This is a genomic window from Nostoc sp. CALU 546 (genome assembly GCF_048836525.1).
Window position 1 is genome coordinate 39566 of record NZ_JAWJTF010000060.1, and the last position, 18580, is coordinate 58145.

Here is an 18580-nt window from a genome sequence, read left to right on the forward strand (position 1 = left end):
TGCAGAGGTAGGGTTTATATAGGGTTTGCTGAAAAAGCAGGAGGCTGTAAAGCAAGGTTATTCATTGGTCTTTAAAGTCAGGTTAAACTAACAAAAAAGCATTTGCAATTAAAAAACACTCGTTGAGGATCTGTGTGACTTATCTTGATGGACTACTTTGGACACAACAAAGCTGGCTTGAGCAAGCCAGTAGTTGGATTGATTGTGAGTTACATCAAAAAGACATCAAACGCATTGATTCAATTAAGCAGCTTCGCGTTCGTCACTGGTCAACAGTTTTGCAAATACCCACAAGCATCGGTAACATTTATTTCAAAGCAGTTGTATCAGAGCTTGCTCATGAAGCCGCACTTAGCCAAGTTCTATCGCATCGGTATCCTCAATGTATGCCACAAGTTTTAGCGATTAATGGGGAGCTTGGTTGGCTACTTATGCTTGATGGAGGGATGATGCTTCAGGACACTCTGAAAATTGAAGATGATATTAAACATTGGCAGAATCTTTTACCCTGCTATGCAAAATTGCAGCAGGATTGTACCAAATATCTTAATGAGTTTCTGGAACTGGGTGTGCCTGATCGTCGTTTAGCAAACTTGCCTGTTAGGTTTCAACAACTGCTAATGGATACCGAAACGTTAGGGCTGAATCAACCTGGTGGACTTAATTTACTCGAATATCAGTGCTTACAGAATCAGGCTAACTTATTAGTTAAATTATGTGAACAACTAGCGACCTTTGGTATACCAGAAACTTTGCATCATGGTGATTTACACGATGGGAACATCTTTATTTGCGATGAAAATTACTTGTTTTTTGACTGGGGTGATAGTAGCATCACTCATCCTTTTTTCAGCCTCCATAGTACCTACGATTGTTTGAGAAGGAGATTTAAATTAGCAAAAAATTCATCTTGGTTTGAGCGACTCAGAGGTTTCTACTTAGAACAATGGGCTGAATATGAGACTAAAGAAAGACTCGAACAAGCGTTTGAGCAAGCTCAACAATTGTCTCCTATTGTTGCAGCTTTGAGGTGGCTGCCAGTTTTATCCACAATGGATGCAATCCATCGAAACCAATATATGGAAGCAGTTCCAAATTTGTTAAGGGAGTTTCTAAGCATGATCTTAGTTCGATGAGGATAAGTAAGCTATTGTGAATCTACTTCCCATCTTCTGCTCGTAGTTGGGCATCGATGAGGCGACGTGTTTCTCTCTCATCCAGATCAATATCCCCTGCTTGTTGCGGTAAGCGAAGCCATGCCGTAGGCTTATCGCCTATCATAGAAAGAGATCGCGCAAATCTTGCGAGTTATACCTGCTAAAGCGATTGCTGCTTGACGGTGCTTGTCTACTCTTGTGCAGAAAGTGTAAATCAAGATTCTCTTGCATTGATACCGCCAAGCGACCAATTATTTTCTGAAAACGGGGACGCATAATCTGCGACTCGCTCCCATCCCCACTTATAAGCAGTGTCAACCAGAATCAGTAAATCGCAAAGTTTTTTCCAAGAGAGCGATCGCCAATATTTTGTAACTTGAGATACATTTTCTGCGAAACTATCTTAACCCGTAGGCTGGGATAAATTACTTTTACTTATAGTTAAGCAACTTTTAACGATTGCTAACCCGATGGAATATAAATACCTTTAACACTTCCATATTTGCGCTCAACAACTTGACGTAGAAAAGCTAACATTTGTTTAAGACAGAAAAGGTTACGATAAATTAATCGCCTACCCTTTCGTTTTCGACTAATCTTAAACCAAAGAAGATAAACCCAAATATTGACTAACACAAAAGAAATACCAACATATAATAATCTCAATACGGGCTTCTTATTATTTGTTCTGATTCGACATAGATTTTTTAATCTATAACTGCTTTCAATTCCAAATCTTTTTCGATAATCTTGATGAATGTAAGATAGGTTTATTTTCGACTTATAAACAACATAAGCAAAGTATTCAATACCATGTTGTTTTCTTGTCCCTTTTTTGTATTTGCAGATAATCCATAAGCTAAAGGTAACATTATTATCTTTCTCTTCACCCATTGTGTAAGTAGTTTTATAACTACTTCTGCCTTTAAGAAATTGATTTACACCACCCTTTTTTCCTCTTCTAATCGCTGGCATTATAAAGGGAATATCCAAGGCTTGCAACCACCTGATTACAGCGATACTAAAAAATCCTCTATCCAAATACAGTGTTTTTACATTTACTTTAATAGTCTCAAGTTCAGCTAATAAGTAGGTGATAATGGCAACATTTGTATCTAACCAACGTACTCCTCTAATCGCCAGTGTAATCCGTTTCCCCTTGGTTAATATATATAAAGTTGCATAGGCATAAAAAGAACAAGTTCCTGACTTAGCCTGACTTCTATAAATATAAGGGTCTTCATCACTATCAGGTTTCCCATAGTAAGGAATTAAATTTAAATCAATGGCAATTTTATGATATGCATTTTTAATACGATGAGGAATTCTACTTTTGAGAGCTAAATTGATTTGATTTTCTAGCTGCTCAAAATTATTGATTTTATCTAAGTGATACCTGATATCGCTACCACATGGACTACTATTTAAAACTTTTGTTGTATTCTCAATACTATCTCCACTACTTGCTGCTCTCACTAATATTTCAAATAGAGTTTTCTGATCGCAAACTCCTTGGGTCTCAATAGAAATATTTTCACTTAAACAATCCAGAACTTCGTCAAGGGTTTCTGAATCAGTTAGTGCAAGCTGTTTTGGTAAAGTCGTCAATGGTCATTATTTGGGTGGATGTACATTCTTGATAATTTCAGTTTTTGAACCTCTTTTATTGAATATAAGTTTTAATTATAAAATAGGTATTATTTAGAACTAACTTCTACTGAGTGTCTACTTAGCGATCGCTCTTTAGCAAAACTTTGCGATTTACTGAGAATTTCTTTACCATTTCGGAACTTAATAAATTCCTGCCCGTGGTCGTAAAATATGTCTGCCACCAGTTGATTACGCTCGTCGTAGTATGCCGATTGTTACATCCTATGGGACAAGATTAAAAACTGAGGAATTAAAGGCATTAGTTACTGCTTAGAGGCGGCGTAATACTATCAGCATTAGGAATAAAGTCAAAAACTATCACTCTTCCATCAGCAACCAGCGCCTTCTTAATTTTTCTCAGTAATTTTTCATACATCACCACATCGAAATGATGTAAACAATTACAAACTGCTTGATTGGTAAGGCTTTTAGCTTTTCTTAGTGCTATTCGAGTAAGGGGTAAAGGGAAAAAGTAGAAACCCTTCACCTTTTGCCTTTCCCCTTTACCCGACTTTTAAAGTCCTTATTTGCTTGGTGAACTACCACTGAGATTTTTTAAAAAACTAATCGAAGGAGAGAAAAAATATTCCCCACCTTTGAGAGTGACAAATTGACCAAATTGATTTTCGTCGGGAATTTCGGGCTTGACCGTAGATTTCCCCCACTGTGATGGCCAATTTTTTGGGGGTTTAGGAGCTTCATTAATCACTGGATCGGCTTGCTCACCCAGTTTTTGACCGATAACCGCGTCTAATCCCGTTTTATCATAGTTTGGATTTGTGCCACCAGAAATACCAGGTTCAAGGAAGTTGGGATTATTACACCAAAAACGCTGAATAAACTCAAACTGCTCCCAGATATCTGATTGGTAGCACATGAAAAGTAATCCAACTCCATTGGTGGGAAGATCATCTAAATTATCAGAACTGCTGAGAGGTCCTCCATAGGTAATACCACGTCGAGCAATTCTGTGTCCTAGTTCTTCCTCCTTCGACTTAGCGAAAGGACCATCTGCTTTCACAGATTCCAATCGGGGATTACTTTTACGGATATGGGCATGAAAAGGACAAGTCAAACCCAACTTATCACCTTGATAATTGAAATCGTTGGGGATAGCGGGTTTATTTGTGTTCGCCCAAGCACCGTCACCAGGTTGCAGGACAATAGGTGAACCATCCTCGTAACGTCCCACCGCCATCGCTCCTGCTAATTCTCTTGGCAGTCCTAAGCTTTCTCCTAACTTAGCTTCAGCAGTTTTGAAACCTTGCACATTCTGTTCGAGTTTGCGAAAAACTAAGAAACTGCCAAAACTAACGTCTGCCGTCTTGCCATTTGGGTCGGGAATTAAAACCAACTTTAAAGGAGCATCTGGTTCCCAGAAACGAGTTCCTTTTAGGCTTTTCTCTCGTTCGTACTGTTTTTTTAGAAAGATAGGTTGACTAACACCATCAGCATAACCAAAGTGTTCGACAACTACACCGAACTCATTACTAGGGTTAGTCGTATCGACAGTATCAAATTTGCGTCGTAAGGTAAACCCACGCTCGATGGTTCTGACTGTGGCGATATCTTTGAGTTGTTCAAGAATTTTAATTTCCTGAGCGATTAATTCCGCCGGTTCATCGTTAGCAAGGAGCAAAACTGCATCAATTGAGTTTTGAAATCCACTTTCCCAGTTACTCGTAGGCGGATCAAGAAGAACTGAGGCGCGATTTTTCATTCCTTCTTGAAAAGAATTGGCGTAAAATGGAGCTGTTCGTTTTTGTGGGTTTGCTCCTGTAGGTATTTTGTTTACTGGGATGCCGAGACGAGCATAACCACTAGTACTCAAAGCAAAATGGGTGAATAAACCCGCATCAACTTTCTCTCGTTTATAGCGTTCTGTTCCATCCAATTGGGCTTTAGCTGAAGTAACGTCTAATCTAGCAATCCACTTTTTGACGTTTTCGATCTGATTGGGTTTATCGAAGGCGATAAAAATATGGGCAGCATGATCTCGTCCATGCCCGTTAAGGATGTTTCCTTGTAAGTCCTTGAGAACATCTGCAATTTTGGGATTATCTTGATCAATTGGCCCTGAATTGGTCGTTAAATCTAATGGCATAGTTATTATATTCTCCGTGTTTTACAATTCTTTAATGCGGATATTGCGGAACTGAACAATTTCGGTGTGGCATTGTAGGGCTATATAACCTTCCCTCTGCTTTGGTGCAGCAATAGTAGTGTTAGATACTTTCTCACCATTAAGAACTACGACAATCGAATCGCCTTGAACAGTAATCTCGTAAACATTCCAAGGCCCATCAGCTGTAAATCTGGGACGGATTACCTTACTCATACCCTGTGCTGCGGGAGCAAGAGTATAAATTGCACCTGTCTTCTCACGGAATCCCCCAAATATTGATTGAGGATTTCTATCATCTCGATAATTCTTCCCAGTTTCATCGATTTGAATTTCTGTACAAGCTTCATAGAAAGAGTTGTCAAGGGATTTTCCTGTAGGATCTGGGATACGTAAAAATATTCCAGAGTTCGCACGTATAGAAAAGGCTTTCCACTCTAGACGCAGAACAAAATCTTTGAATTGCTTCGGTTGATAATAGAGCAACCCTAAAACACTATCTGCGCCAGCTTTTCCTGCTTCAATAATAGGAGGCTGCCCTAAAGGCTGTAAGGGTGTAAAGTTTGCAGCCCCAACAGAACGCCATACACCAGGAAAATTACCGTTGAAGAGAGATTGAAAGTCACCATCTTTGTCTTCAAAAGGCTTTTCTTCTTGATATCGCTCAGTAATACCTAAAGCTACTTTACGAGCCAGCGCTAACCCTGTCGGCACAGGATTCGCGGAGCCTGCTGTGGGGAACAAGGACTGATCGGCACAATAAGCATTGGCAACATGATGAAAGCGTCCATGCACATCAGTTACAGATGTCTCTGGATTTTCCCCCATCCAAAGAGTACCGCACTCGTGATAAGTAGTTCCTAAGCCGTCTTCAACAGCATCAACAAGTATGATATTGGGATTAGCGTTAGGTTCACCCTGTCTTTTGCCAGCTTCTTCAACGGTAACATTGGCTAACCGAGCAATGAATTGGAAAGCTGCTGCCCTCTGTGCATTACGAAGTTTCAATACCTCGTCCGTTTCCACAAGTTGAACATAGCCTTCTGGGTTGCCAAAACGGTCTTTAGCTGAGGGGCTGGTATCCATCCAACTAGTGTTGGCACTACGTACCCCGCTATATTCTACTGGCGCTTCTTTGTCGCCGAAATCTTCCCCACAAGTTCTTATCCCTACGGTGATCCATTCATTGGCATCTGGCTCACCTTTTAGTTGTTGGGCTTTCTCAAGTAGGTCATCGCGATCGGGTATCATCTGATAAAGAGAGTACTCGGCGTTATTGCCAGCATTGGGTGCTGCGTAAAATTGGAAGTGAAAGCGTCCAGTGAGGTTATTGGAGTTTAAATCTGTTGCTGTACCCTCAATCTGTAAAGCTGCCTGCTGTAAAACTTTATCTTTGAAGATATCTTTGAACAATCCTTCTTCTTCTAAGATAGGTAAACTTTCGAGGTGGGTACGGCGTATCTTCCAAAGATAATTACCTCGGATATGAACCATCAGGTTAGCTCCCATACGTTCTTTTGTAAGTAACGCTGGGCGAGGGAAAGAGTTTCTGGCTATGCGGGTTGAATTAACACAATTAGCGGCTAAAACTACCATCCCTTGCTCAGGAACTGTAATGTTTTGAACTATCTCGCCTGCATCAACTGGGTCATTAACAGCAACTCTTATGCCTCGGACAACTCCCTCTTGTGTTTCTAAATTTAGGACAGTAACGTTTGGTACTAAAAATAGATAGCGATCTTGATCATTATTGTTTGACCTTCCTACATCCTCCCGAATCGCACTCAAAAGACCAGGTAGACTGCTATATTTATCTGGACTAAACAATCCGGATAATTCAGATTCAACTTTGACTGCGATCGGTGGTTGAAGCACACGATCAATTGAATAACTATCTACTGGGATGTTGAATGGAGTTAATTTACGAGAGCGTTTGAGTAAAGCTTCGTAAAGTCCGCCATAGATAAAGTCCTCTTCTTTGCCACGCCGATCAATATCGTAATCTGCGCCAATTTCTTGAGTGATAAAATTATAGCCCTGTTCGCTCTTCAAGAATGCAGAGACTGAGTTTGGCCATTGAACCAAATCAGCAGTAGTCAAGGAAGGAGACCAACCACCCCAAAAAAGACCTTTCCCACCAACACAACGATGATGAGGTCGGAATTTTCCGGCAAAATCGCGTCCAAATGGAACTCCTTGTCCCTCTGATGTACCATTTACGTTAATGATTCGATATTGTCCTTCAGGTAGAAGATTGGCAAGAGGTAATTCATAAAGTCCTCCTAATCCCAAAGGTAGGTTTTGGAAATGTTCGTGAATCAAAAATGGGCCTTCTTGAAGAACTAAAATTTTAGGGCGAGGACGACCAGACCCAAAATTCTTTGTTTTGTTATATATATCGGTTGCAAAATATGCGCCATACATTCCCGATCCAACTACAATAATGTCAAAGCCACCTGGTACGGCTGCTAAAGCTTCATCTAGGGTATTGCAAACAAACCTGGAAAGGGCATCACGATTGAATGATGTATCCTGAATACCACCTGGTGCTATTACAGGTTCACCTGATGGATTAAGGAATTTAGCTAATTTTGGTAATGGCATATTGATTATTAGATTGACAACTTGAAATCTATGAAAGCAGTCTTTATGAGAAAAACTACGATGTTATCTACCTCCATTTTTTGATTATGAATAACACAATAGACACGTTTATTGGAATAAATGTTGAGCCTGATTTCATATTGAAATATATCCAAGATATGAGAATTTACGTTCAATGCGTCAAGTCGCTTTGCTCGAATTAAAGACTCAAAATTAGGGTTCCCCTTAACTGTCTTATCTGCTGATTTTTAGCTATTTATGCAGATTTTAGAAAAATCATCAATTTGTTTATTGACAGAATTTATGTGTTACGGGGGGCTTTTTTGCATGAATCGAAAAAAGATACACCAATACTTGATTGGAGCGGTATATTAGTCTGCTATTTTGTAGATGCTCGGCTTACCTAACTGCATCATGCGGTTAAGCTTCAATTTCACAATGAACTGAATATAATTCCTTTGCCTGACTCATCTTCGGTTCTTATACAGCGCTTCCGGCTATTATGCAATACAGTTTTTCTCCTTGCCCTCTCCTATCAAAGCTTTCAGATTTGAGGATGTACCTCATAGCTGGCGGAAGTGCTGTAAAACACAAGATATATAAAAGCGTTTCTTTTTTTTCATCCATAACACTCAAGTTCCCCTATTAATAAAGAGAAGGGTTTGATGAATCGTACTATTTACAATCTTTATAAAGCTACAAATCCACAAATATAGATTCCAGAAAATACTACCACCTTTTTAGCTAGATGTTTGATGGTTTTATACTCTGTAGAAATAAAAATAACTTATGTTGAAATAGACAATTTTACTAATCAGGAAAATCCTTAGATAAAATAAGGATTTTCCTTAGTCTCATATTAACCTGTTTGATTAATGCGTTTTTTAGTAGTATCAAAAGCTTCTATCTACCCAAGTGCTGCATAGCGTACAACGTCATAAATATTCAGTCGTTTCATCAATTGCAATCGGTGTACTTTGGCTGTTTTAGGACTGATGTTTAATCAGTCTGTAATCTCTTTTGTAAAAAGCCTTTCTTTGATACCCTACCAGAGTCACTCAAAGACAAGATTACTAAACCTTCTCAGACTCGTTCGCTACTCCACTGGTCAAAACTCCCGATAAGTTAGAGCAAGCTGTTGCGATCGCTGCCCAAGAAAAACCCTTCCCCACTGCCGCCGATTTCGCTAAAGCAGTACAGAAGGTCGTTCCAAAAAATACGTCACCCACTAGAACCAGTAGCACAAAACAAGAAAAAGTCAAAACGCAATTGTGTAATTCTGTGACTGTCTCATCACCAAAACATCCTCGTTATGGGGATTCGGGAGTGATTGAGGCAGACGCACCCAATAACTATCAGCAGATTGTCACCTTTAGCGATGGTGAAAGGCTTTTGGTCAACAATGCTGATTTAGATGCCCCCAGCGTTCCCTTTCCCAGAGAGCGCACTTACCCCGCAGAATATACCGAAGCGATCGCCCAAATCAAAGAGCAACACCAGCAAGAGTTAGAGCGACTTTCCCAGGAATTGAGGATTGGTTTGCAGGCAGAAGCAGGGGCTAGAGCCGAAGCTCAGATGCAAGAACAAATCCAATCCTTGCAAAACCTGTACAAACAGCAGAAGGAGCAAAACATCCAGTTACAGCAACGGCTGGATGAAATGGAAGGGTTGAGAAAGCTGGAGATTGAGAATCAACAACTTCAGCAGCGCATTCAGGAACTAGAACGTGCCGTACAACAGCATCCGGTTCAACAGTGGGGAAATACCATGACCCAGCAAGCGACTAAAGCGTTGAACAAGCAGGTAAAACAGGCGTTAGAGAAAACTATTGATTTGCGATCGCTTGCAGCAGAACCCCCCAAAGAGAATGCCCAAGAATGTCTGCGGCTCATGGGTATGGCTTTGAAGAATCTCGCCAGCGCTATGAACAATACCCAAGCGCTCGAAGCGGCGGCGATAATCTTGGGAAGCGAACCTACACCATCTGCGATCGCTTACCGTGCCGAACAATTGGAAATGTTGCCCCAAGCGGTTAGCGATATTCGACGGGTGCTTTCACAGCCTGGGTGTACGTGGCAGGACTATTGGGCAGTGGCCCAAGAGTACGAAGTGATTAAATTAGACTACTGGGCGGAATTAACTACCCAAGAAACTGATTTAATTACCGCACTCCAGAACGCATCCTCTCAACCAGACACTATCAGCATCGGCTCTATCGTTGCCCATGCTGATCCTTACCGCACTTTGTATGTCGAGAGGGGTGAAGTTGTAGAGGATTTGGGAGATGAGGTAATCGTTGCATGGGATCACTGGCAAAACGAATCAAAAAAGACTGATAGGTATTTCCGAGATGTCAGCTTTGGGGTACAGTACTTTTATCTCTGCGAAGAAAATTCTCGCTGAAAGTGGACTGTTCATTTTCAAGCCTGATAAGTCTATTCAGGATGGCAGAGAAACGGCTAGCTGGATGGTGAAGAATTTGCATGGTAGCCGGATGAAGGAATTTTGGGAGAAAGCTAATTCGGAAAAACAAGAACCAGATGCTAAAAAACGAGAACTAAATGCTGAGATTTCAGATAAAGATGCTGGCTGTGAAGAAATGGATGCTTCGTATAAAGCATCTATTTTAGGTCAAAGTGAGTCAGAGCAAGGGTTCTGTGAACCCTCACGAACTGCCCAGGAACATCTCACCAACTCTTCAAAAGAGTTCGTTAGCTGTATCTCTGACACGCTTATACGAAATTTACAAGTTGAGGAGACGGCTCACGCGCCCTTGGGGGGCGCGTCGCCTCAGTCTGTTCAAAGCGTGTCAGAGAAAGAGAAAGACTTGCCTACGGCAATGGACTGTACATCGCTAATGCTTGTGGATGATACACAGGGGGAATCTGCTGTGTTACTGGCTGAAAACCAGAATTGTGGTGTTGAGGCGGTAGTCTCTCATGAAGGTGCTTGTTCCGCCGCGCCTGTTGCTAAAAATGAATTTTCTTCAACTTTAGCGATCGCTAATCAAACTCAGGGGCAAGTAGAAGCAGGTAATCCCACTTCGTTGTTAGTTGAAAATTCAGTTTCGGGTGTAGAAGTCAAAACAGTTCATGAAGGTACTTGTTCCGCCGTATCTGTGCCAAATTCTGAAAAATGGTCGCATGAGGCGATAGTTGCAAGGGCAAATGCGCGACCTCAACGTATGCAAAAACTCAAACAGGCGGCGAATTCGGGGGAGAATCCGGGGTTTGACTTTTTGCTGGAGTGTTGGAATGACGATCCGGCTTTGCAGATTGTGATCAAGAAACTGCTGGCGAAGTTTCCGCAGTGGGGGATTGCGTGTGTGGATGGGGTGCTGGTGAAGTGGAATGATTAACGATGCCTAACGCCTTCTTCTTTCCGATACCTCTTAATTTTTGCACCTTTTTTGCGACAATTTTTATACAAAGTTGCACAAAAAAAATTAAGTAACTCAAGGCTGAGGGAGATTAAGAATCATTATTCATATACTCCCCCGCTTCTTCATTTTAAAATGCTATTTCAGAATGCAACTTAGTATCAGGAGAACATCAATCAGACGTAATGCCTGAAGTTGCAAGAGCAGAGCAAAGTAAGTGATCAATTTCTGCTATATCGGGATCAAAGGTTTGGTCGTTCATAGCTGATTGAGCAACGTTTCCAGATTGATTACTTGCCGATGTTTGTTCTTGTATTGTGCGTAACTGGTGTAAACGATTAATTAGTGAAGAACATCGGTAAACCATAGCGGAGCGACTATCTACTTTTAACTTAATGAAAATCCGGCGTAGGTGAGCAGAAACAGTCCACTCGCTGATTTGAAGTTGGCTAGCAACTCTTTTATTAGATGAACCTAAACCAACCAGAGCAGCAATTTGCAACTCTCGTCCTGTTAAAATACTAATTAAGCTAGGATCTATAACCTCTGGTGTGTTCTGAGTTTTTACAATTGCATAGTAATTTCCATCAGCTTCAAAATGCCCAACTACAGAAAATGAAATAGTGTCAATAATAACCTCTGAAGTAAACTGTTGGCTATTTTCTGTAGGCGATTCAACTGCAACAATAAGAAAACCAGAGTTTTTTATGAAAAACTTACTAATGACATAGGAATCTGAAAGTAAGTTTCCAGCAAAAATACTAGAAGTTTGATCAACGTGTCCTTGCATGATTTTCTTAACTCTAAATTTAGGTATTAAGGGCTTAAGGCTGATATGTACCTAACAGGCTGAATGGTCTATAGCCGAGAAGATATGCAGAAACTTTTGTGATCAGGAACTTAATGTTTTTGGAATCTAGATGACGTATGAAGAAAACCGTTTTAAAGCTTTTCTAACCCCTGATATTTTTATGATTTATGCTTATTACTGCTATTTTCAGGTTAATACAGCACATTTTTGGTTCTTATGCACAGTCTTAAAGATATACAGAAGAATCCAAAAGCGTGATCTAAAAACATAAAAACTGCGGTAACACAAATGTATTAATAGCCAGGCTGTCTAAAATGACACTGGATAGTTACTTCAAGATTTCCCATCATAAGTAAGAATACTGACACTATACACTAGAGTTTAACAGCTTGATCAAGCTAAAAGAATGATGTAACTAAAATTTAAGATTTCGGCTTAAATAGTTAAAACTTTTATATATATCAATTAAGAAATATTTATGTATACAACTATACTAAATACCAAAACCCTCTAGCGCCTATCCAAGGCTTATTTTGCAATCTTGGGCTGTCTACCCTATCATTAGCAAGGTCAGATGAACTGAATGGTAACTTCTGGGATAACACACTAGTTTTTGGAAATTCTGGCATGAATAGATGCAAGACTGTTAAGTGTAATCCTGCCCAAAGAAACTTGATAGTACCAGTAGAAACCAGTAATTGTCGCAAATAATCGCGTTCTACTGAGACACAAGAATCTCTAGGTGTGAGAACTTGACAAGAGATGCCCCAAAATTGTAGAGCTTTACAAATTTCTGGAGGAAAGTTTTTTTCAAAATCTGCTTTTGGCTGATAAGTCAGAATGAAAGCAGAACCTAAACTTGCAGCCAGCGCTATAGTATCGCGGAAGGCAAGAGGTAAAACATAGTCTATAGTTTGAGATTCGTCAAGTTGACTATCGAGGGATTTTGTAAGCGCTTCCCATTGCCAAAAGATTTCTAGATTTTTATTTTTAGGGAGAAGAGATTCTCTTAGGCTATCTCCTAGCCAAAATAAATTAAGTCTTGCTAAGTCATTCTCTACACGGAATTGCTCCCATCTCTTAAGTGACCAAAGCGTTTCCTCCAGTGCAACACGTTCTTGCTTGGGTGTTCTACAAGAGTTAATTCCTTTTGGAGTAATTAATTCTGGATGTTGTGAGTAAAAGGAAGAACTGTCAAGTATATGCCAAAGTTCTCGTACAACCCATAACTCCATCACTTCTCCTAACTGTTGAATTAAAGGAACTCCGTGGACAGAAAGAGCTAAGGCTGGATCAATAATGCATATCTGAGGTTGGGAAAGAGGGTAATCGGTTTTGGGCAAGAGTTCGTACTTCATTACATTTGGCTATGGCATTAGGTTTTGATGATTTTAATATGTATCCCAGCCGTATTTACTCTCTGGAAAGAAAGATTGCTTAATTTAGTGCTTACAACATAAATCAGAAAGCTTTTAAATACAATGCATAAAATTTGGATTTCGACTACTAGTTTAAATTAACTAGGTATAAAAGCTTAGTTAAAACAAGTGACTTGCAAAAATTCTGAAACAGCAATATTACTATAGAGAAAGTATTTTTTCACTCTCAAGAGAGTCAATAGATTTCTTGGTGAATTGATCAGTTTAGGGATAATTATTGCTTAAACCAAAAAAGCATTTATGAATAAGCATTGCACTGCTGATTTTCAGATAGTTGCAGAACAAGCTCTTGCTAATACTGCTAGATCATCAGATAGTTTACTAACGATATTTCCTAGTAATCCTCAACTAAGTCAGGTCTTCCAATTTATTGAGGCAAATTATAATCAACCAATTAGCTTATCTGACGTAGCTGTTGCTGTTGGTTACTGCGCCGCTTATTTGACCGATTTAGTACGACGCAATACAGGATATACAGTAAATGATTGGATTGTTGAACGCCGAATGGTAGCAGCACGCGCTCTACTGCTAGAGACTGATCAATGTGTAAGTCAAGTCGCTCAAGCAGTTGGTTATCAGCATGAAGGTTACTTTTTTCGCCAATTCCGCCGACATCATGGGATTACACCTAAAGCTTTTAGAAAGACCCAACGCAGCTAGAGTAGTAGCAGCCATTAGCGTTAATTGGAGTAAAGCAATAAAGCTGTAAATCCATTTAAATATTTGGCATATTTAACTTTAAATTTGGGAACTCTAAACCATTTTTAAAGTATCAAAATATTATACCTTAAAGCTGAAGAGCATCTTTCAAATGAAGCATTTACATCGGTTATTTAACCCATTTGCTTGGCCAATCGCTGCGAAAATTTCGGTAGCATTGGTTTGTGCTGTGTTGATACCGATGATCTTCACCGCCTACTACAATCTGCAACAGAGCTTAAACAGTGTAGAGGCTGGGGAATACCGCAAACTGGAATTGTTAGCTAGCAGTAGCGCTAGTCGCTTCGACCAGTTAATTATTGACCACCATCGTGTAGTTGCTCAAGTCAGTAATAATCGTCATGTAGTAGATTTCCTTGCTGCTGACACACCACAAAAGCAAGAAGCTCACCGCGACAACCTGCAAGCAACACTACAAAACGTCCTACGCTCTCATCCAGATATTGATAATGTCTTGCTGATGGATAACAAAGGTGAGTGCCTTGCTGCAACAGATCCAAAATTCATTGGCGAAAACTATTCGATTATTCAAGATAACTTTTACGGATTTGGTAGCTTGGTGAGCCAAACAATTGAAAATCCAGGAATGTTTTTCTCTGGGCGCGTGCGATCGCCTAATGGAGAGATTGTGGGAACTACCCTACTCAATATTCGGGGAAAAGATATTTGGACAACTATTAATGCCTTACATATAGACTTTCAGACCAATATCTTCCTGATTGACCAACAGGGAGTAATCATTAGTCATGCTGATCCATCTCTGCTCTACCATAGCCTCCTGACGCTACCAACTCAAACATTAAAACAGGTTGCTCAAAACAAACGCTACGGTGTGGATCGGGTTGAGAGCTTGGACATTCCTGACTTAAAGGTGATGGTGAGAGCTAAACAGCCAGGACACGCCACCTATCAATTGCCGCGATCGCACATGGCACAGATAGTCGGCTTTGCACCTTTAGCAACGCGACCTTGGGTATTGGGAGTCAGCCAATCCAAAGCAGAGTTTAGCATTCCTTTGAATCGCCTGATTTGGCTCAATAGTACCAGCGTGGTAATAGTCGGCGGAATTACGGCAATCATAGCGCTGCTCTTGGGGCTAAGTATTTCCCGACCGATTCGCGCCCTCATCGTCGCCGCCCAAGCGTTGGAAGATGACGATTTTGATTCTCATGTACTAGAACTCCATCAGAATTTGGCTCAATTTACCCATAGTCAAGATGATATCGGTCAATTAATGTGTGTCTTTTTAGAGATGGCTGAGTCAGTCAGAATGCGAGATCAGCGCCTAAAAGTCCAAGTACAGGAACTTTGCATTGAGATTAACGAAACCAAAAGAGCTAGCCACGTTGCCGAAATTACTGAAAATGAACACTTTCAGCAATTACAACAAAAAATCCAAAAGCTTAGAGAACAGCAAGTTACACAAACCGAAACTGAGACAGAGTACTACCAAAGATTGCAGAATCAGGTGCAATCTCTCAAAGAGCGATTGCACGATCCCTGAGCCATTGAATTTATCGATTAGCGTTGATGGCAAGACTGAAAGTTTGGGAGATATTTAAAGGGAAAAATTACTCTTGATTAATGACTTTGAGGTAAATTATGGCACAGATTATTGCAGTTCATTCATTCCGTGGTGGCACTGGCAAATCCAACTTGATTGCTAATATGGCTGCTACTATGGTCTTGCAAGGACAAAGTGTAGGCATTATTGATACTGATATTCAATCACCAGGAATTCACGTTATTTTTGGGATTAATGAAAACAAAATGGAACGCACCCTCAATGATTATTTGTGGGGGTACTGTAATATTAAAGATGCTGCCTATGATGTTACTGAAGCTTTAGCTGTAGAGCAGGGAAATACAAGTACAGTTAAAGGCAGTCTTCATTTAGTTCCTTGTAGTATTAAAGCTAGTGAAATCGCCAGAGTTCTCCGGGAGGGATATGATGTCGTTCGGCTAAACGATGGTTTTCAAGAATTTATTCGTAGTCTGAAATTAGATTATCTGTTAATTGATACACATCCTGGTTTAAATGAAGAAACTTTGCTTTCTATTGGGATTTCTAATGTTTTAGTAATTCTTTTACGTCCAGATTATCAAGACTTTCAAGGAACTGCCGTGACAGTCGATGTAGCTCGGAAGTTGAAAGTACCAAAAATGTTGTTAGTTATCAATAAGGTGCTGCCAAACTTAAATTTTCTTGACTTGCAACAACAAGTAGAAAAAATCTATAACGCTCCTGTTGTGGGGATTTTGCCTCTTTCCGAAGATATGGTACAGCTAGCAAGCAAAGGTCTTTTTTCTCTACGTTATCCTCAACATCCCATCAGTCAAACTATCAAAGGAATTACCAATCAGATTGCTAGTTTAGTCGTTAGCCATTAGTCTTTTGCTTTTGTCCCTTTATGAGGGTGATGTCTACGCTTATGAGCGATCAACAATCATTTCGTACTGATGCTCTTACCGACTTTGGAGCCACTGCTGCACAGGTAGAAGAATTATTGGTATACAATCAAAACGTCTTTGATCACAACACATTAACCGATAGAGTCAAGTTTCCCCTGACTTCTGAACCCCATATACCTGCTTGGGAAGAATACGCTGTTTCAGCAAAAGTTTTAGGAGTATTTGAGGTACTCAAACAGCGATTAGTACAATTCCAATTTCCCATAATCGAGGGTATTAGCCAAACTGAAGCGTATCAGTCTGCTACTCGTCGGGGTGTTGCGATAGATAGGATGATTGCAACTGGCTTAGTCTTGCAAGAACCTGAAAAACTGCAATTAATACTACATCAAAGCTTGGCTGGAACCATCCCAGTATTATTAACTGGAAACCGAAAGGATTTTGTTTGTTTAGTTCAAGCTTTGACAAAGCGAAATGAACCGCAGCCAGTCCCAAACTCTATAGGAGCCTGTATAGTTAGCGGTTTTAATAACTGGGATAGAATTCGCCAATATCGCCAACAATGGTCGGCTGAAAATCCTGCTAATTGTTCTCAAAGCAGTTGGTTAGAAGAGTTTGGGCGGTTAATACCACAAAAACAGCTTTATCAGGATAAATTTATTATTTTGAGTAATAGTTCTTATAGTAATGTTTCAGCCAAAGATATAGGACTTGAAGAAGCACAATGGCAACATTTATCCTTGACAATTCGGCTGGAACATGAATGTACTCACTACTTTACACGTCGGTTGTTTAATTCCATGCAAAATAATATATTCGACGAGCTAATTGCTGACTACAGAGGGATTGTAGCCGCTATTGGGACTTATCGAGCCGACTGGTTTTTGCACTTTTTGGGGTTGGAGTCTTTTCCTAATTATCGAGAGGGAGGTAGACTACAAAATTACCTCGGTAATCCGTCACTTTCTGATGGGGCTTTTAAGATTTTACAGGTATTAGTGAAAGCTGCTGCTGAAAATTTGCAGTCTTTCCATGTTGAGTATGTGAGCCAGTTGAGAGATGCTAACATTCAACCCCTAATGTTAATGGCATTGACTCACTTGACGTTAGAAGAATTAGCTGATAAATCAGCTGAATTTCGCATTCAACAAAGATTAAATAATTTGCTGAATATTCAATCTCTAGACATGATTCAAGTCAAGGTTATTTAATTATACATGTTGCCTATATTGAGTTTTATCTTTTATTTGTGTCCTTTGTAGTAACTTGTGACAAGCGCCTCGGCATCTACGTTTTTGACAATTACCATTAGTAAGACATAGGCAAGTTGATTTATGACAGAAGTTTTACTTAAAGAATTAACTCACAGTGACATTGATTGGATGGTTGCTACAGGTCATCAAAGAGAAATAACTGCTGGAAGTTTACTTATCCAAGAAGGAAAAACTGCCGATTCTCTACATATATTACTGGATGGAATTTTAGCAGTTAGTGTTTCTCAACCAGACAACAATCCTTTGACTCGTGCTTTTGCAGCAATCGAAGGTGGTGAAATCTCCGGTCGGGAAATTGCGAGATTATCCAGTGGTGAAGTTGTGGGAGAACTACCCTTGATAGGTAATCGCCCAACTGCTACAACTATTAAAGCTGTAGAAAAGTCGCTGGTGATGTCAATTCCTCAACAGAAATTGGCAGCAAAGTTGCAGCAAGATGTTGGTTTTGCTTCGCGCTTTTATCGAGCGATCGCCATTATGCTTTCAGATAGACTACAAAGTATCATCAATCAACTTGGTCGTAGCAACTTGGTGCAAGGTCAACCACTCAGAGATGTGCTATTTATTTTGGGAGAATTACATGATAGTGATATTGATTGGATGATGGCTTGTGGGACTCAGGAAAAAATTCCTGCTAATACTACACTGTTTCGTGAAAGAGGGACTGTGGAAGCACTATATATTATTTTAGATGGAATAATGTCTCTGTCTATTACTGAAGATGAATGTAATCCTTTAACACGTGCTTTTGCTGCGATCGAGGGTCATGAAATTTCTGGTAGAGAAATAGCAAGATTATCCAAAGGCGAAATTGTCGGTGAAACACCCTTTATTGATGGTCGTTTACCTTCTGCAACCGTTAAGACCATTGAAGACTCGATTGTTTTGTCAGTTCCCCGACCGGAAATGGCAGCAAAGTTACAACAAGATGTGGGATTTGCATCTCGTTTTTATCGTGCGATCGCTACTTTGCTTTCCCAGAGATTGCAAGGAATGCTGAGTCAACTTGGTT

At 40.0% G+C, this 18580-nt stretch carries 14 protein-coding genes and 1 pseudogene; 8 read left to right on the top strand and 7 right to left on the bottom strand.

From position 1 onward, the window contains the following. Nucleotides 1-134: 134 nt before the first annotated feature. Nucleotides 135-1136, top strand: coding sequence for a phosphotransferase (locus RRG12_RS25745; RefSeq protein WP_069074801.1), 1002 nt, complete (start codon nt 135-137; stop codon nt 1134-1136). Nucleotides 1137-1158: 22 nt separating this feature from the next. On the opposite strand, the gene RRG12_RS25750 is transcribed toward RRG12_RS25745, so the two are convergent. The 5 genes from RRG12_RS25750 to RRG12_RS25770 all read right to left on the bottom strand — a co-directional run bounded on the left by RRG12_RS25750 (nt 1159) and on the right by RRG12_RS25770 (nt 7533). Beyond that, complete coding sequence (locus RRG12_RS25750) at nt 1159-1281, bottom strand: hypothetical protein (RefSeq protein WP_256091398.1); 123 nt, start codon at nt 1279-1281, stop codon at nt 1159-1161. Between the two features lie 338 nt (nt 1282-1619). Then, on the bottom strand, nt 1620-2765 hold the full coding sequence (locus RRG12_RS25755; RefSeq protein WP_420759152.1) for an ISH3 family transposase: 1146 nt from the start codon (nt 2763-2765) through the stop codon (nt 1620-1622). 89 nt (nt 2766-2854) lie between these two features. Beyond that, nucleotides 2855-2989, bottom strand: a complete 135-nt coding sequence (locus tag RRG12_RS25760) for a hypothetical protein (RefSeq protein WP_420761123.1) — start codon at nt 2987-2989, stop codon at nt 2855-2857. A 341-nt stretch (nt 2990-3330) separates the two neighbouring features. Further along, nucleotides 3331-4911: a Dyp-type peroxidase gene (locus tag RRG12_RS25765; protein WP_420761124.1), complete on the bottom strand. Its 1581-nt coding sequence runs from the start codon at nt 4909-4911 to the stop codon at nt 3331-3333. Between the two features lie 21 nt (nt 4912-4932). After that, the gene (locus RRG12_RS25770) at nt 4933-7533 is read right to left on the bottom strand and encodes a family 16 glycoside hydrolase (RefSeq protein ID WP_420761125.1); all 2601 of its coding nucleotides are present in this window, start codon (nt 7531-7533) and stop codon (nt 4933-4935) included. A 1033-nt stretch (nt 7534-8566) separates the two neighbouring features. Here RRG12_RS25770 and RRG12_RS25775 point away from each other — a divergent pair. Both RRG12_RS25775 and RRG12_RS25780 read left to right on the top strand, forming a co-directional pair. Next, nucleotides 8567-9936: pseudogene (locus tag RRG12_RS25775) on the top strand (hypothetical protein); the annotation flags it as partial. Then, nucleotides 9884-10891: a hypothetical protein gene (locus tag RRG12_RS25780; RefSeq protein WP_420761126.1), complete on the top strand. Its 1008-nt coding sequence runs from the start codon at nt 9884-9886 to the stop codon at nt 10889-10891. The pseudogene RRG12_RS25775 and the gene RRG12_RS25780, both read left to right, overlap by 53 nt. A gap of 193 nt (nt 10892-11084) precedes the next feature. Here RRG12_RS25780 and RRG12_RS25785 read toward each other — a convergent pair whose 3' ends face one another. Together RRG12_RS25785 and RRG12_RS25790 are read right to left on the bottom strand one after the other, a co-directional pair. Further along, nucleotides 11085-11702 (bottom strand): response regulator transcription factor, encoded by a 618-nt coding sequence (locus RRG12_RS25785; RefSeq protein WP_420761127.1) that lies wholly within the window; start codon nt 11700-11702, stop codon nt 11085-11087. A gap of 509 nt (nt 11703-12211) precedes the next feature. Next, nucleotides 12212-13081 (bottom strand): hypothetical protein, encoded by an 870-nt coding sequence (locus RRG12_RS25790; protein ID WP_420761128.1) that lies wholly within the window; start codon nt 13079-13081, stop codon nt 12212-12214. A gap of 321 nt (nt 13082-13402) precedes the next feature. Between RRG12_RS25790 and RRG12_RS25795 the strand changes: the two genes are divergently transcribed. The 5 genes from RRG12_RS25795 to RRG12_RS25815 all read left to right on the top strand — a co-directional run. Continuing rightward, nucleotides 13403-13822, top strand: a complete 420-nt coding sequence (locus RRG12_RS25795; protein ID WP_420761129.1) for a helix-turn-helix transcriptional regulator — start codon at nt 13403-13405, stop codon at nt 13820-13822. A gap of 151 nt (nt 13823-13973) precedes the next feature. Then, nucleotides 13974-15386 carry a cache domain-containing protein gene (locus tag RRG12_RS25800; protein ID WP_420761130.1) on the top strand — a complete coding sequence of 471 codons (1413 nt, stop codon included), beginning with the start codon at nt 13974-13976 and terminating at the stop codon, nt 15384-15386. A gap of 98 nt (nt 15387-15484) precedes the next feature. Continuing rightward, a complete protein-coding gene (locus RRG12_RS25805) occupies nt 15485-16273 on the top strand; it encodes a MinD/ParA family ATP-binding protein (RefSeq protein ID WP_420761131.1) in 789 nt (262 codons plus the stop codon). A gap of 41 nt (nt 16274-16314) precedes the next feature. Further along, entirely contained in the window at nt 16315-17505 is a 1191-nt protein-coding gene (locus tag RRG12_RS25810) for a DUF7005 family protein (protein ID WP_420761132.1), read from the top strand. A gap of 123 nt (nt 17506-17628) precedes the next feature. Next, nucleotides 17629-18580, top strand: a 952-nt coding sequence (locus tag RRG12_RS25815; protein ID WP_420761133.1) for a cyclic nucleotide-binding domain-containing protein, incomplete at its 3' end; no start/stop codon positions are given.